This is a genomic window from Seonamhaeicola sp. ABD4_340 (assembly GCF_056312135.1).
Genome location: NZ_CM149981.1, coordinates 1,123,669 through 1,140,979, shown reverse-complemented (window position 1 = coordinate 1,140,979; position 17,311 = coordinate 1,123,669). Strand labels below are relative to the sequence as shown.

The window sequence follows — 17,311 nt, the reverse complement described above, 5'->3', positions numbered from 1 at the left end:
TGTTTTGTTTAGTTTTGAGACTTATTGTGCATGATACATGCATTTACCGAGTTTACAACAAACGCCTTATTAAAAATAGGAAATGAAACCCTTTTGCAACCCTTTAAAACAGCTAAACCTTTAGATGTTTACGCGTTTATTTGTACAAATGCAGTTAGGGCTAATATTGAGGTAGATAGCATACCAATTACTTTGCAACCACACAGTATTTTGGCGCTTACAAACGTGCAATATTTTAAGTTTTTAGATGGTGAAAATTTAAAAGTGTATTTTTTTAACCGCGAATTTTACTGTATAAAAGACCATGATAAAGAGGTGGGTTGCGCTGGTATTTTGTTCTTTGGAAATGAGCCAAACCCCATAATTACATTAAACGAAAAAGAACAGATAAAGTTTAATATTCTACACGATATTTTTATTGATGAATTAGAAACTAAAGACAATATTCAGGCAGAAATGTTACGAATGCTCATGGCAAGATTCATTATAAAAACTACGCGATTATTAAAGGATAAAACGGATGTTGATGCCCAAAAACTAAATGCTAAAACCGAACTGTTAAGAGCTTTTAATGTACTGGTTGAAACACATTTTAGAGAGCAACATAGTGTACAGTTTTATGCAGATGCTTTATATAAATCGGCCAAAACGCTATCAAATTCATTTTCAAAATTAAATAAAAGTCCGTTAAAAATAATTCACGAACGTATTATTTTAGAAGCAAAACGTTTATTAATGTACACCAACAAAACAGCTAAAGAAATTGCGTTTGAATTAGGCTTTGAAGATGCATCGCATTTAAGCCGTTTATTTAAAAAATACACTAGCGTATCACCTTCAGACTTCAAAAAACAACTAGAAACTACTTCTTAGGGAAAAATTGACAAACACTTGGGTGTTTCATCTATGGTTACGCCTTTACTTTTCATTCATCTTTGCATTGTAATTGTAAAACAACAGAACGATGAATTTAAAACACATATCTATTTTCAATTTAATTGAAATTTTCAGAGGAAAAAAGCAACAAGCGTTTAACACTATTAGTGCTAAAACACATTGTGAACAAAAACACATACACGATTTTTATTGTGATGCAGAACGCCCATTTGTAAACCAAAATTAAAACTAGAAAAACACAAAAGGGAAAAAATGACATGCCAACGGGATATGTTTACATGGTGTAAAACCCAAGCATGTTGCAACTTTGTACCAAGATTAAAAACAATAAACACAACAATTTAAAAATTAATAATTATGAGCACATTTAATGTACCAACAAGAGAAGAAGTAACAGGAAACAACCAAGTAATTTTTGATAATTTACAAAAAGCATTAGGCTTTGTACCAAATTTATACGCTACTATGGCGCACTCAAAAACTGCATTAGGCGCTTTTTTGCAATTTTCAGATACAAAATTATCGCTTTCAGCAAAAGAAAAAGAGGTTATAGACTTGGCTGTAAGTCAAGTTAATAATTGTAAGTATTGTCAGTCTGCACATACTGCAACAAGTAAATTAAAAGGTTTTACAGACGAGCAAATTTTAGAACTTAGACAAGGAAAAGCTTCATGGGATGCAAAATATAATGCTTTAGCTGTTTTAGCAAAAGATGTAGCTAAAAATGGCGGTAAAGCTTCAGAAGCTGCAAAAGAAGCCTTTTTTAATGCAGGTTACACCAAAGAAAATTTAGTAGACTTAACATTGGCTTATGCCATGATAACAGTTACCAATACTTTACACAATTTAACCGAAGTAGCTATAGATTTTCCTTTAGCTCAAGAACTTGAAACAGCAAACGTATAAATAATTTAAACCAAAATAATAATAACAGAAAGATGAAAAAAGTAGTATCAATTTTAGTAGTAGCTTTAGCATTTATAGTAAATGTAAACGCACAAGAGGTAAAAACCATTACTTTAGAACAAACAAAAGGTGAGTTTACACAAAAATCTGTAACAGTAAATGAAGGTACTTATGTTTTTGCCATTGCAAACAATAATGTAGGCAAAGATGTAGGCTTGGTTTTAGTAAAAAAAGGAGCAGATGCTAGTAATGCAGAAAACCATATTAAAACAGCTTATGTTACACAAGTTGTAAAAAACGGAAAGGTAGAAAAATCTAATCCAACAAAATTAACAAAAGGTGAATATGTGTACTTTTGTCCGTTAAACCCAACACCACAATACACGCTTACAGTAAAGTAATAAGTTAACTGTTAACGTATTAAAAACCTCAAGGAGCAAATGTTTTTTGAGGTTTTTTTAATTTGGGTGCGTGTGTATTTTCCTAAAAAAATTAATTCAATATTTAGAAATATGTCACCAATTACAGCATTTTTTTTGTGTAAGTTTATTTTAAATGTACATTTATTGCAACACAACTAAACTAAACAACTATAAAATTGCCACTACCAACTAAGCATATTACTAATGCAGAATTTTTGCTATTGCTTATAAAACAAGGCGATTGCAAATCATATAAAAAATTATTTGATTTGTATTGGGAGCCTATGTTTAAACATGCAAAATCTATTGTTGGTAATGATAATAATGCCAAGGATATTGTACAAGATATTTGGATTAAGCTTTGGCAAAATAGGGCAAAGCTTGATATAAAGAACTTTGATGCTTACATCTATGTAGCAGTACGAAATGCTTCTTTTAAGTTTTTAAAAAATAAAAAATTCACAAAGTTAGAGCAACAAGTTATCAATTCCTTAAAACTGTCTGTTGAGCCAGATATAAAAAAACAGATGGATTTTGAAGAAAAACTTAGTGTTATTAAAATGGCACTAAATAAATTACCAAAGCGTTGTGCAAAAATATTTGAGTTAAGCAGGTTAAAACATTATTCAAATGATGAAATTGCTGTTAAATTAGGTATTTCAAAAAAATCTGTTGAAAATCAAATATCTATAGCTACAAAATCTATTAAGCACACATTAACTTCATTCCTTACCTTTTTATGTGTGCTTTTGTCTAGTTTCTAGCCCATTTTTTAAACACTCCTAAGTGTTAAAAAAATGTTAAAACCAAAAAATTAATGGGAGTACCTGCCTTTTTTTAGAACATAAAGGTACAAGCATTAATTATGAAAGAAAAAGAGTTTAGAAAACTATTAGACAAAGCTATTCATGGTACATTAAATAATCATGAAGAGATGCTAATTGAAACATATCAAAAACAAATGCTTGAATTAGCTAATAAAAAACAGGATTTTAAAAAAAATAAAAGCAACATTAAGAATGCCTTGTGGCGCAACATTCAAAATAATATAAAATCTAAAAAAAAGGTTATAACCGCAGTATCATCTGTTGCAGCTATTTTAATAACAGCATTATTTTTATCTCAAGTAATATTTTTTTCAAAAGAAACACCAATATCTAACCCAGCTAAAGTAATTACGTTAACACTAGATGACGGAACAATTAAAGTTTTAAATGAAAATACAAATACAACTATTGTAAGTAACCAAGGCAATACTGTTGGTACACAACAAAAAAATAAACTACAGTACAATAATGCTAAAGCAAAAGTTGAAACTTTAATTTATAATACGTTAACAATACCTTACGGAAAGAAATTTGAGGTGGTACTTTCTGATGGTACAACGGCATTTTTAAATTCGGGGTCATCATTAAAATATCCTGTACAATTTATAGAAGGAAAAGAACGAAAAGTGTTTGTAGATGGCGAAGTGTTTTTTGATGTAGTTAAAAATCCAGAATCAGCTTTTATTGTTAACGCTAAAGCTCTTAATGTGAAAGTTTATGGTACAAAATTTAATGTTCAGGCTTATGCTGAAGACACAAAAACCGATGTGGTTTTAGTTGAAGGTTCTGTGGGGCTTTATACAGACCGTGAGGTTGTTAATGATGAAGAAATAAAACGTTTAAAACCAGGTTATAAAGCAACGTTTAACAAACAAAATAAAGCCATTATTAACAGTAAAGTTAACACAAGTATATATACATCTTGGATGGATGGAGAATTGGTTTTTAGAGATATGACTTTTCAAAACATTTTAAAAAAACTAGAACGCCATTACAATGTTGAAATTATTAATAATAATACCAGTGTGTCTTTAGATAAGTTTAATGCTAGCTTTGGCAAAAACCCACCAATACACCTTGTTTTACAAGAGTTTAAGCAAAATTATAATATAGATTACATTATAACAGAATATAAAATAATTATAAATTAAAACAAAATGCTTATGTAAAATTACAATTACTAAACTAATAGTCATTTTAGTTCTTAAGAAGAATTGAAAAAAAAATCGGAAAATGCTGCAACATTTCCCGATAATATGACGCAATTAAACTAAATAATAGATTAACCACATTTAACACCACAAAAGTATGAAAAAAAAATCTCCTACAATTAGGGGGCGATTTTGTCCTTCACTAAAATTCGATTTAAAAATGAAGCTAAGTGTCCTTTTCTTTTTCGTATCATTTATGACACTTCAAGCAAATGATACTTATTCACAACAAACAAAAATTACATTAGATTTAACAAATGTAACAGTTAGTGACTTGTTAGATGAAATTGAAGCATCAACACAATTTCGTTTCATTTATAAACTAAAGGATATTGATTTAAACAGAAAAGTTTCTGTTAATGTAAACAAACAAGAAATAACAACCATTTTAGAATCGGTTTTCAAAACTACCAAAACCGATTATAATGTTATAAAAAAGCGTATTTATTTATTAGAAAAAAAAGATAAACCTAGCGCAAAAACCAAAAACTTAAAAGCAAGTGCTTTAAAACCGCAAAAAGTAACAGTAAAAGGAATTGTTGCAGATGAAAATGGAGTACCACTACCTGGAGCTAATATTTTAGAAAAAGGCACAAGCAATGGTACACAAACAGATTTTGACGGTAATTATTCATTAAATATAGAAAACACAAACGCCGTTTTAGTGGTGTCATATTTAGGTTATGTAACAAAAGAAATTCCCATAAATAATCAAACTATAATAAATGTAGTAATGGTAGAAGACTCTGCTAAACTAGATGAGGTTGTGGTAGTGGGTTATGGTAAGCAAAAGAGAGCAACTGTTACAGGTTCAGTTGCAACTGTTCAATCTAAAGATTTAGTTCAAACACCAACAACAAATACTACGCAATCATTAGCAGGTCGTTTACCTGGTTTAGTTGTAACTCAAAATGATGGGCAACCAGGTGGAGATCAGGCAAATGTAAGAATTAGAGGGTTTGGCAATGCTTTGGTAATTGTTGATGGTGTGCCAAGAGATTATCAACAGCTAGACCCTAATGAAATTGAATCTATATCTGTTTTGAAAGATGCTTCTGCTGCTGTATACGGAGCTAGAGCAGGTAACGGAGTTATTCTTGTAACAACTAAACGAGGTAAAGTTGGCAGACCTAAAATTAACTTTTCAAGTAGTGTAACTTTTCAACAACCAACATTTTTACCTCAAATAGCCGATGCTGCTAGTTATGCAGATTATGTACAGAGAGCTGAAATACTAGAAGGAGTAGCAGAAAATGATCTTACTTATTCTAATGAAGATATAGAAAAATTTAAAGCAGGTACAGAGGAAGGTTTTAAAGGTACTGACTGGCAAGATACGGTGCTTAAAGATTGGTCTATGATGCACCAGCACAACATTAATGTTAGAGGCGGAACTGAAAAAGTTAAGTACTTTGGCTCAATTGGAGCATTACAGCAAAACTCTTTATTAGAATCTGGCGATGGTAAATTTGAACGATATAATATTGGTTTAACTTTAGACGCCGATATTTCAAATAGATTAACAGTTGGGCTTAATTTAAAATATAGGGAACAAGAAACAGAAACACCAGTAAATGTTGATAATGGAGAAGATGCGTACCGTAGAATTTTTCGTTTTATAGCATCATCTAATCCAACAATCCAGAGGAATCCTGATGGTTTGTTAACAGCATCACATCCACTTGGGCAAAGTGCAGTAGCATATTCTAATAGTTCAATTACTGGCTTTTTTCTAGATAAAAGAAAACAATTTGATTTAGTTGCAGATTTTAATTATGATGTTCCAATAAATGGCATAAGTGCTTTTGGTAAACTGGCTTTTCAAAGATCAAGTAACTTAAGTAGAAAAATTAGAACACCTTTTACAACCTATGATCATGATTTTACCACAGGAGAAAGTACAGAGTCTTTTACTACAAGTATTGCAGATACAAGAGTAACCAATAATGATTTTAGTAGAATAACCACCCAAATAGGACTTGATTATAAGAAAACTTTTGGTGATCACAACCTGTCTGCTAAAGCTATTTATGAAAATATTTATACTGATGCTTACAATTTTTATGCACTAAGAAATGATCCGTTAACTATAGATCAACCATTTTTATTCGCAGCTATAGGAGAACAACAAGTTGGAGATAGTTTTTCTCAAAATGGACGTTCGGCCTTTATAGGTCGTGTAAATTATGATTACAAAGAAAAGTTCTTATTGGAAGCATTATATAGATTAGATGCAAATATTCAATTTCCTACCAATACTCGTTGGGGTTTATTCCCAGGTCTTTCGTTAGGTTGGGTAATGTCTAAAGAAAATTTTTTAAGTAATTCATCAACTATAGACTTTTTAAAATTAAGAGCATCAGTAGCTAGTTTAGGATTCGATAATATATCTAATTTTGATTATTTAAGCGGTTATGGTTTAAGAAACAATATAAATCAACATTATCTTTATGAAGGACAACAGTATCTAACAACCTTAAGAACGGAGGGGCTAGCAAACCCTAATATAACTTGGGAAGAAATAACTACCTATAATTTAGGTATAGATGCAACCTTTTGGAATAGCGCACTAGGTATAGAATTTGATGCTTTTTATCGCAAAAGGTCTGGGCTTTTAGCTACACGTCAAGATGCACTTCCAGATACTTTTGGGGCTGTTTTACCAAGAGAAAATCTTGAAGAACGTGATAATAGAGGGTTTGAGTTGGTACTAACACATAAAAATACTATTGGAGACTTAAACATAAACATATCAGGAAATGTAACATGGACACGTGAGAAATTTGTAAAAGTAATAGAGCGAGAGTTTGATTTAGATGACCCTGACGATGCTAGATTAAATCAAAGAACCGGCCAATGGGTTAACCGTAGATTTGGTTATAGAACAGATGGCTTCTATGATACACAAGAAGAAATTGACAATGATGGTTTAGAATATCCGCAATTAGGTGAGCCTACATTGGGAGACGTTAAGTATGTAGATAGAAACGGCGATAATGTTATTGATTTTAGAGACCAAGAAGTTATTGGTAGAAACCAAACTCCAGAATGGTTTTTCGGGCTAAATGTAAATCTAGAATATAAAGGGTTTGATTTTGCTATGTTATGGCAAGGGGCAACAAATTTTGATGTAGTACCAAATGATTTAGAGCTAGCTGCAACAACTAGTATTGGTTTTGTACCATTTCAATACCAAGTAGATCATAGTTGGAATCCAAATAACCCTTCAGCAGCTAAATTACCTGCACCAAGTACAATAGGGCTAAACCAGCATAATGATGCAACATTAGATATTTACCAAAGAGATGCCACTTATGCAAGATTAAAGTCTCTTACATTAGGGTACACAATTCCAAAAAGCTTTTTAGACAAAATTAATGTTAAAAATGCAAGAATTTACCTTGCAGGGTATAACCTTTTAACTCTACAGAAAAAAAATATTTTTAATATAGATCCTGAAGCCAGAAGTCAAGACGGTATAGCTACTTACCCAGTTCAAAGAAATGTAAGTTTAGGAATTAATGTTGGATTATAATAAAAAAAATATAATGAAAAAAATAAGATTATTTATAGTGATTTTTACATTAGGAATTACCTTCTTTTCATGTGAAGATCCTTTAGAAAGAACAGCCGTTGGCCGTTTTGCTGAAGATAGCGTGTTTAATGATGAAACCTTAACAGACTTAGTAGTAGCAAATTTATTTGCAAGAGCTAGGTTTCTACCAGGCTCAAACGATCAAAACCCAAGCAAACTAGTCGTAGATGCTTGTGCCGGAGGTTATAGTAGAACATTTGGAGGATGGCCTGGGGGCTATCAATTTACGCGTGGTTTATTTACCGAGCTAGGTTCAGGAGGTCAAGGAACCAATGAGTATTGGGATTGGGCTTTGGTTAGAGAAATCAATGAAACTATTTCAAAACTAGAAGGGGCAAGCATATTACCACAAGATTATAAAGATACCCGAGTTGGAGAATTACATTTTTTAAGAGCATGGGTGTATTTTCAAAAAGTAAAAAGGTATGGAGGTGTTCCAATAATCACAGAGCCACAAAGCTTTGATTTGCCATTAGATGAATTGCAAGTGCCTAGAAATTCTGAGGAGGAAACTTATGATTTCATTGCTCAAGAATGCGATTTAGCGGTATCACTCTTAGAAGATAAAACTTTAATTGGAGGAAGGCCTACGCATTGGGCCGCATTAGCTCTAAAAAGCAGAGCTATGATGTATGCAGGAAGTATTGGAGAGTTTGGTTCAATGCAATTAAATGGTTTATTGGGTATTAGTAACCCTGATAAATATTGGAAACTGTCTTACGATGCTTCAAAAAAAATTATTGATGAAGGACCATTCACGTTATATGGAGACAATCCAAGTTCATTCGAGGAGGCTGAGGCTTCATATTCTGCCTTATTCACTAAAGATGCCGAATTAGGAAATAATAACGAAGCTATTTTTACAGAAGTTTTTGGAGGTCAGGGTGCTAGACCCGAAGATTGGGAGCGTTGGTGCGCACCAGCAGTTGTAAGCGGTACAACATTTTTAAATACCTATTTAGAGACATTTGAAATGTATGAGTATGTAGATGGTACACCAGGAACCTTAGATAAATCTACCTTAGTAGAAGGTGTTTTTCATGATATGGCTGATTTTATAGGAAGAAAAGATCCTAGATGTAGAGCTAATATTTTTCTTCCAGAAGACGAGTACGGTGGGCAAGTGGTTTGGATGCATGAAGGATTATATGTAAACGGTGTTTTAGAAACATCTAATATTGATGGTATTGATGTACCTGCCAAAGGCCCTTCTAGAGATATTGGGCTTACAGGAATGTTTAACCAAAAAAGATGTAATGAACAATTTTTAGTAGGACCAGCAAGGGGGCAAGGAGGTACCGATTATATGGTGTTTCGTTTAGGAGAAATTTATTTAAATCTAGCAGAAGCTGCCTATGCTTTAGAGCGTGAAGAAGAAGCTTTAGAGGCTTTAAATAGAATAAGAAGACGTGTATTAATGCCAGATAAGACCGAAATAAATTGGGAAACCATACGTAATGAAAGAGCAGTAGAGTTAACTTTTGAACAACATCGCTACTGGGATTTACGAAGATGGCGTATTGCGCACATAGAGCTAGACCGTAGAGCTAGCAAGGGTAATAAGTATACAGGTGTTAGATGGCGTAAAGATTTTGATAACCCTGGAATGTATGAAATAGTTCATACCACTACAGGTACAGCAACTGATAGTTGGGATAGAATATTTGAAGAGCACCATTATTATTTTCCTATAGGTCTATCTAGAATACAACGAAGTCCTGCGCTTGTTGAAAATCCAGGATATGAATAACGTAAACCCTAATAGAAGTATTATTATTTACATTAAATAGTTTTTTCAGTTCTTAAAACAAATTCCTCCTAAAATTCAAAAGCATTAATATATAAGTGAGCTTTTGAGTTTTAGTTTGAAAATGCACCGGAGTAATGTACTTCGGTGCATTTATAAATTTTGTAAAATGGCTTTTTTGAAAAATAAATGAATTATATTTAAAAACCAATAAACAACTTCTAAAACAATGACGTTTAAAACACTACAAAAACTAATTCCATTAGTACTACTATCTGTAGTACTTTCATGTAAAAAAGAAGCTAAAACAGAAAAGCCCAATATTATTTACATCATGGCCGATGATCATACATCACAAGCCATTGGTGCTTACGGAAAAAGATTAGCATCACTAAATCCAACACCAACAATTGATAGATTAGCAACAGAGGGCATTTTGCTTGAAAATGTATTCTGTACTAATTCTATTTGTACACCATCAAGAGCAAGCATATTAACAGGCCAATACGGGCAGGTTAATGGCGTTGTAGATTTAAGTGGAGCGCTTTCAGCAGATAAACAATACTTACCAATAGAAGTAAAAAAACAAGGCTATCAAACAGCTATGGTAGGTAAATGGCATTTAAAACATGCACCAGAAGCTTTTGATTATTACAACGTTTTACCAGGGCAAGGAGATTATTTTAACCCAACCCTTTACAGTAGAGATGGTGGTACAAAAACAGAAATTAGATTTGAAGCAGATTTGGTTAGAGAAGTAAACGCCACTAAATACCAAGGGCATTCATCTGATGTTATTACAGACATATCTTTAGATTGGCTTAAAAACAAAAGAGATAAAACCAAACCATTCTTTTTAATGCATCATTTTAAGGCGCCTCATGATTTTTTTGAGTATGCACCTAGGTATGAAACATATTTAAAAGACCATGTTATTCCAGAACCATCAAGTATGTGGTATAATGGTAATAACGGCTCTATAGCTACCCGCGGTATTAATAATACACTAACTGATACAATAGGCTCATCTATAGGTCATAGAAATGTAATAAGAAACATGGGTATGCATATGAATATAGATCCTAACATACCAGATCCAAAATACAAAGAATTAGCATACCAAGAATATTTAAAACGTTATTTAAGGTGTGTAAAAGGTGTTGATGATAATGTAAAACGCCTCCTAGATTATTTAGAAGAAGAAGGCCTTCTAGATAACACCATAATTATGTATACCGGAGATCAAGGTTTTATGTTAGGAGAACATGATTATATTGATAAACGATGGATGTATGAAGAGTCTCAAAGAATGCCATTTTTAGTACGTTATCCAAAAACTATAAAAGCAGGTTCACGGTCAAATGCTATAATTAATAATACCGATTTTGCACCAACAATTATTGACATGGCAGGAGGTAAAACACCAAATTATATGCAAGGCGCAAGTTTTAAATCTATATTAGAAACCACCAAAGAACCAGAAGGTTGGAAACAAGATACTTATTATAGATACTGGATGCACATGGCGCACAAGCATAACAATCCTGCACATTTTGGTATTAGAACAAAAGATTATAAACTTATCTTTTTCTATGGGCGCGATTATTTAGTAAACAGAGATTCAGGTGAACAAAAGTGGGCACACAACCCAGAATCAATGTCAGATTTTGTAACACCTGTAGCTTGGGAATTTTATGATTTAAATAAAGACCCCAATGAAATGGACAATAGGTATGATGACCCTCAATACGCTTCAATAATTACAAATTTAAAAAGCAGACTTAAAAAGCTAAGAGAAGAAGTAAAAGAAAACGATGCACAATACCCACAAATACAACAAGTAATTGATGAAAGTTGGAACTAAACTTTAATCAACAATAAAAAACAAAAAAGCGAAACCAATTTTGGTTTCGCTTTTTTATTATTCTAAAGTTTAAAAAAACTATCTATTCATATTTTTAATAGCATCAACAAACGTATCAAGGTCTGCCCCTTGTTTAACAAGTGTTGAGGCTTTATCAATAATATATTTAACATTAACCGCATGAAAACCTAAACCAACCGCAATTTTGTTAAGTAAAGTATCTTCAGCTTCGCCATGAATATCATCAACATAAACCATTCTAACAAGGTCATACAAACGCTCTAAACGTAAATCGTAAGACGCCGGCGGATTAATAGGATGCTTAGCATAATCCTTCAAAATAGTTGTATAATCAACCTCGCTAATATCTAATCTTTTAGCTAATCTATCTAAAAAAGCACGCTCATCATCAGTAATAACACCATCGGCCATAGCAACTCTTACAATAGAAGCAAAATGGCTCTCATTACGCTTTTTAAAACCACTGTCAAATAAATCTGAAAACGACATAATTATCAATTTTTTAAGTGCTGCAAACCTACATATTTTTTTAATAAATGTAGCTTAAAAAAATAATTTTTTGGGCGTTCCCTGTGGGCGGGCTTTCACTACTCGCTGCCTCCTACGTCGGCGAGCTCAAACACACCGTTCAATCCCTAACGCAAACTTAACCCAATAATCCATGCATTTTAAGCTTGTATATTGCCTAAAATAAAGTACATACCTTATCTTTGCAGCTTTAAAAACATAATTAGGTGAGTAAAACCCATATTTCTCAAGCCTATTTACAGGTTTTGCAAACGCATAATCTGCAAAATGCTATTGCCCAAAAACAATCAAAAACACATTTAAAAGGTCTCGTAGGTTCATCATTATCATTTGTAATTGCCAACGCATTTAAACAAGCCAAAAAACCATTTTTATTGGTGTTTGATGACAAAGAAGAAGCCGCACATTACCTAAACGATTTTGAGCAACTCTGTGATAAAACCAATGTGCTTTTCTACCCAGGTAGTTACCGTAGGCCGTACCAAATAGAAGAAACAGATAATGCCAATGTGCTATTACGTGCCGAGGTTTTAAACCGTATAAATTCACAAAAAAAACCAGCATTAATAGTAACCTACCCCGATGCACTTTTTGAGCAAGTAGTTACCCGTAAAGAGCTTGAGCGTAACACCCTTAAAATTGCTGTAGCCGATAATTTATCAATAGATTTTGTAAACGAAGTACTGTTTGAATACAAATTTAAGCGCGTAGATTTTGTAACAGAACCTGGCGAGTTTTCTGTGCGAGGTGGCATTGTAGATGTGTTTTCATTCTCAAATGATGAGCCTTACCGTATTGAATTTTTTGGTGATGAGGTTGATAGTATTAGAACCTTTGATGTAGCATCTCAACTATCTATAAATCAAATAAAAAAAATTAACATTATACCCAATGTTGCTAATAAACTTTTAGAAGAAAGACGCCAAAGTTTTTTACGGTACATAGCCCAAAAAACAGTGATTGGTATAAAAAATGCCAACATGCTTTTTTCTAGAATTGACGATTTTTTTGAAAAAGCCGAGGCTGCATTTACAAACCTTTCGCCCGATATTAAACACAGCAAACCGCAAGAATTATTCTGTAATTCGGCATTGCTAAAAAGCCAACTTTTAGAATTTTCAATTTTAGAGTTTGGTACACAAAATATTTTCACAAATTCCGAAAATGAAGGGCATCAAACCCTAGAATTTAATACCTCGCCACAACCGTCTTTTAACAAACAATTTAATTTATTAATTGAAGATTTAAATACAAACCACAACAACGGTTATAAAAATTATATAGCGTGTATTAGTGAGCAACAAGCTAAACGTTTTCATGATATTTTTGACGATTCAAATTTAGAAGTTGCACCGTATAACACCGTAATTTTATCGTTACACCAGGGTTTTGTAGATCATGAAAATAAAATAGTTTGCTACACCGATCATCAAATATTTGAACGTTATCACAAATTCAGTATAAAAAATGGTTATGCCAAAAAGCAAGCCATAACATTAAAAGAGCTAACTAATTTAGATATTGGAGATTACGTTACCCATATAGATCATGGTATTGGGCGTTTTGGCGGACTTCAAAAAATTGATGTTGAAGGCAAAAAACAAGAAGCTATAAAACTTATTTATGGTGAGCGCGATGTGCTGTATTTAAGCATACATTCACTTCATAAAATAACAAAATATAACGGTAAAGACGGCAAACCACCAAAGGTTTACAAACTAGGTAGCAATGCTTGGAAAACCTTAAAACAAAAAACAAAAGCAAAAGTAAAACATATTGCTTTTAACCTTATAAAACTTTACGCTAAACGTAAAACCGAAAAAGGCTATCAATACAAACCAGATAGCTATATGCAGCATGAGTTAGAAGCGTCTTTTATTTATGAAGACACACCAGACCAAAGTACTGCAACGGCCGATATTAAAGCCGATATGGAAAGTGAGCGCCCAATGGATAGGCTTATTTGTGGCGATGTTGGTTTTGGTAAAACAGAGGTAGCTATTCGTGCGGCATTTAAAGCTGTTGATAACGGCAAACAAGTAGCTGTTTTGGTGCCAACAACCATTTTAGCCTACCAACATGCACGCACTTTTAGAAAACGTTTAAAAGATTTTCCTGTTACCGTTGATTATGTAAACCGCTTTAGAACCGCCAAACAAAAACGTGAAACCCTAGAGCAGTTAGAAAAAGGAGGTGTAGATATTATTATTGGCACACACCAATTGGTAAACAAAAACGTAAAATTTAAAGATTTAGGGCTTTTAATTGTAGACGAAGAACAAAAATTTGGAGTTGCCGTAAAAGAAAGACTAAAAACCATAAAAGAAAACGTTGATGTGTTAACATTAACCGCAACACCAATACCGCGTACACTTCAGTTTAGTTTAATGGCAGCGCGCGATTTATCGGTAATTACAACACCACCACCAAACCGCTACCCAATTGAAAGTCATGTTATTCGTTTTAACGAAGAAACCATACGTGATGCGGTGAGTTATGAAATTGAACGTGGCGGACAAATTTTCTTCATTCACAACCGTATTGAAAATATAAAAGAAGTTGCAGGCATGATTCAGCGTTTGGTGCCCGATGCTAAAATTGGCGTTGGCCACGGGCAAATGGAAGGCAAAAAACTAGAAGAACTTATGCTTCAATTTATGGATGGCGGTTTTGATGTTTTAGTTAGCACCACCATTATTGAAAGCGGTTTAGATGTGCCAAATGCCAATACTATTTTTATAAATAATGCCAATAATTTTGGGTTAAGTGATTTGCACCAAATGCGTGGTCGCGTTGGCCGAAGCAATAAAAAAGCATTCTGTTATTTTATTACGCCCGAATATAGTGCCATGACTGAAGATGCCCGTAAGCGTATTGCTGCCTTAGAGCAGTTTACAGATTTAGGTAGCGGGTTTAATATTGCAATGAAAGATCTTGAAATTCGTGGTGCGGGAGATTTGTTGGGCGGTGAACAAAGCGGATTTATAAATGAAATAGGTTTTGATACCTATCAAAAAATATTGAACGAAGCTATTGAAGAACTCAAAGAAAACGAGTTTAAAGATTTATATAATGAACCAGAAGAAGACAAAACATACGTAAAAGACGTAACTATTGATACAGATTTTGAATTGTTATTTCCAGATAGCTACATAAACAACATTGCCGAAAGATTAAGTTTATACACAAAACTAAACGAACTTGAAACCGAAGAAGAACTAACAAGGTTTGAAAATGATTTAATTGATAGGTTTGGAGAATTACCACCACAAGTGACCGATTTGTTAAACAGTGTCAAAATAAAGTGGTTAGCAACTAAAATAGGTTTTGAAAAAATAATAATGAAAAAAGGAAAGCTTATAGGGTATTTTATAAGCAACCAGCAAAGTAGTTTTTATCAAAGTACCACATTTACAAACGTTTTAAAATACGTACAAACAAATTCTAATATTTGTAAAATGAAAGAGAAACAAACCCGCCAAGGTTTAAGATTATTACTTACTTTTGATAAGGTAAACTCTGTAGAAAAAGCTTTAACATTATTAAAACCTATTGTGGCGTAATTATTGTCTATTAAATAATATGAAACACTGTTTAAAACTTATTGTAGCTATATTAGTATGTCCCATATTTGCTTGGGGGCAACACACCATTAAAGGTACGTTTTCACCACCCGAAGACTATAAAATAGCACTGCTTTATAAAGTAACGCCAACAGTTTCACAATACATAACAAACGCTAGTGTGAATACAGATGGTACGTTTCAGCTAAAACTAGACTCTACAGTAACAAAAGGTATGTACAGGTTGGTGTATGCCATACCTCAAGAAGACTATAATTTTGATATTATTTACAATGCAGAAGAAGATATTGAATTAACTTTTAATTCTGAAACAGGCGTAAAGTTCCAAAAATCTATAGAAAATAAATTACTAACATCGTACACCAATAGCATGTCTATGGTTACCCACAGTATAGGTAAATTTTACAGTGAAAAAAGTAAAGACACACTGGCGCTTCTAAAAATTTTTGATACCCAAAGAAACACGCAAAAAAGCTACGAAGAAGCAGCTAAAAATCTTATAGTTTTAAATTTTATAAAAGCCAATAAGCCTTATATTCCTTCAACTTTTGAAGATGTAAAAACCTACGTTAAAAATTTGCAAACGCACTATTTTGATCATGTAGATTTTACCAACAAAACCCTTCAAAGCTCTAATATTTTAGAAGAAAAAATGCTAAACTATGTGTTTGGTATGAATGTAGATGCTGATGATGAAGTTGAAAATTATAAAACAAACATTAACGTTGTTGCAAATGCCATGAAACCTGCAAATAATAAAGTAAAACGTATTTTGTTAGTAAGTTTGTGGCAGCAAATGGTAGATTTAAACCAAGAAACTGTAGCCAATTACATTTCAGAAAAATATTTAATGGATATTGCTGTAGCGTTAAATGATCAAGAGCTTATAAATAGTTTAATAACTTTTGAAAATTTATCACGTGGTAAAGTAGCACCAGATTTTGATGTTGAAATAACGCAAAACGGAAAAAAAGTAACAAAAAAACTAACAGAACTTCAAGGGTTTGATAAATATGTTATTGTTTTTTGGAGCAGCGCCTGTTCGCATTGTTTAGATGAAATTCCTTTGTTACAAAAATTTATGAAGGAAAAAACAAATGTAAAAGTAGTGGCTGTAGCTTTAGAAAATGAACCCTATAAATGGAAAAGTTTAACCTACGATTTTCCTGAGTTTATTCATGTTTATGGTGAAGGAAAATGGGATAACCCAATTGGAGATGATTATGCTGTATCTGCAACACCAACTTATTTTGTTTTAAATAAAGACAAAAAAATTATTTCAAAACCAGAAGATTTTGATGCTTTTATAAAGTTTTTTCAAGAAGAGTAACGCATGTTAAAAGTGATAAAAAGCATCTTTTAAATGTTCTATTTTAAAAGTTTTGCCATTTTTCACAATAGCAATAATATCAAAACGAACTTCAACATCTAAATTGTTTACGGTAACGTATTCATCAACAGCTTTTACTAAGTTTTTTATTTGTTTTGGTTTTACAAAATCTTGCGGATTGCCAAAATCTGTGCTAGACCTAGTTTTAACTTCAACAATGGCAAGTGTGTCTTTTTTTTGAGCCATTATATCAACTTCGGCCTTATCAAAACGGTAGTTGCGTTCAATAATATCATAGTTGTTTTCAATAAGAAAATCAACCGCTAATTGCTCGCCTTTTTTGCCTAATTCGTTGTGTTGTGCCATGTTATAAAGGTAA

General features: G+C 32.6%; 13 protein-coding genes. 11 read left to right on the top strand and 2 right to left on the bottom strand.

Annotated elements, in window-relative coordinates:
- Nucleotides 1–30: 30 nt before the first annotated feature.
- The 9 genes from ACYX4H_RS04940 (at nt 31) to ACYX4H_RS04900 (ending at nt 11,469) form a co-directional block, all read left to right on the top strand.
- Entirely contained in the window at nt 31–873 is an 843-nt protein-coding gene (locus ACYX4H_RS04940; RefSeq protein WP_476238117.1) for a helix-turn-helix domain-containing protein, read from the top strand.
- Nucleotides 874–964: 91 nt separating this feature from the next.
- Nucleotides 965–1,123 carry a hypothetical protein gene (locus ACYX4H_RS04935; protein ID WP_475295163.1) on the top strand — a complete coding sequence of 53 codons (159 nt, stop codon included), beginning with the start codon at nt 965–967 and terminating at the stop codon, nt 1,121–1,123.
- Between the two features lie 131 nt (nt 1,124–1,254).
- Nucleotides 1,255–1,803, top strand: coding sequence for a carboxymuconolactone decarboxylase family protein (locus ACYX4H_RS04930; RefSeq protein ID WP_476238115.1), 549 nt, complete (start codon nt 1,255–1,257; stop codon nt 1,801–1,803).
- A gap of 32 nt (nt 1,804–1,835) precedes the next feature.
- Entirely contained in the window at nt 1,836–2,204 is a 369-nt protein-coding gene (locus ACYX4H_RS04925; RefSeq protein WP_476238114.1) for a cupredoxin domain-containing protein, read from the top strand.
- 197 nt (nt 2,205–2,401) lie between these two features.
- A complete protein-coding gene (locus ACYX4H_RS04920; RefSeq protein ID WP_476238113.1) occupies nt 2,402–2,989 on the top strand; it encodes an RNA polymerase sigma-70 factor in 588 nt (195 codons plus the stop codon).
- Nucleotides 2,990–3,090: 101 nt separating this feature from the next.
- Complete coding sequence (locus ACYX4H_RS04915) at nt 3,091–4,203, top strand: FecR family protein (protein ID WP_476238112.1); 1,113 nt, start codon at nt 3,091–3,093, stop codon at nt 4,201–4,203.
- 220 nt (nt 4,204–4,423) lie between these two features.
- On the top strand, nt 4,424–7,798 hold the full coding sequence (locus tag ACYX4H_RS04910) for a TonB-dependent receptor (protein ID WP_476238111.1): 3,375 nt from the start codon (nt 4,424–4,426) through the stop codon (nt 7,796–7,798).
- Between the two features lie 13 nt (nt 7,799–7,811).
- Entirely contained in the window at nt 7,812–9,608 is a 1,797-nt protein-coding gene (locus ACYX4H_RS04905) for a RagB/SusD family nutrient uptake outer membrane protein (protein WP_476238110.1), read from the top strand.
- Between the two features lie 226 nt (nt 9,609–9,834).
- A complete protein-coding gene (locus ACYX4H_RS04900) occupies nt 9,835–11,469 on the top strand; it encodes a sulfatase family protein (RefSeq protein ID WP_476238109.1) in 1,635 nt (544 codons plus the stop codon).
- 78 nt (nt 11,470–11,547) lie between these two features.
- Here the strand turns inward: ACYX4H_RS04900 and ACYX4H_RS04895 are convergent, their stop codons facing one another.
- Nucleotides 11,548–11,979 (bottom strand): tellurite resistance TerB family protein, encoded by a 432-nt coding sequence (locus tag ACYX4H_RS04895; protein ID WP_476238107.1) that lies wholly within the window; start codon nt 11,977–11,979, stop codon nt 11,548–11,550.
- 245 nt (nt 11,980–12,224) lie between these two features.
- Here ACYX4H_RS04895 and mfd point away from each other — a divergent pair, with 245 nt between their 5' ends.
- On the top strand, nt 12,225–15,581 hold the full coding sequence (mfd, locus tag ACYX4H_RS04890; protein ID WP_476238106.1) for a transcription-repair coupling factor: 3,357 nt from the start codon (nt 12,225–12,227) through the stop codon (nt 15,579–15,581).
- Nucleotides 15,582–15,600: 19 nt separating this feature from the next.
- Nucleotides 15,601–16,932 carry a TlpA family protein disulfide reductase gene (locus tag ACYX4H_RS04885; RefSeq protein WP_476238104.1) on the top strand — a complete coding sequence of 444 codons (1,332 nt, stop codon included), beginning with the start codon at nt 15,601–15,603 and terminating at the stop codon, nt 16,930–16,932.
- Nucleotides 16,933–16,938: 6 nt separating this feature from the next.
- Here ACYX4H_RS04885 and ACYX4H_RS04880 read toward each other — a convergent pair whose 3' ends face one another.
- Nucleotides 16,939–17,298 (bottom strand): YraN family protein, encoded by a 360-nt coding sequence (locus tag ACYX4H_RS04880; RefSeq protein ID WP_476238102.1) that lies wholly within the window; start codon nt 17,296–17,298, stop codon nt 16,939–16,941.
- Nucleotides 17,299–17,311 lie beyond the last annotated feature (13 nt).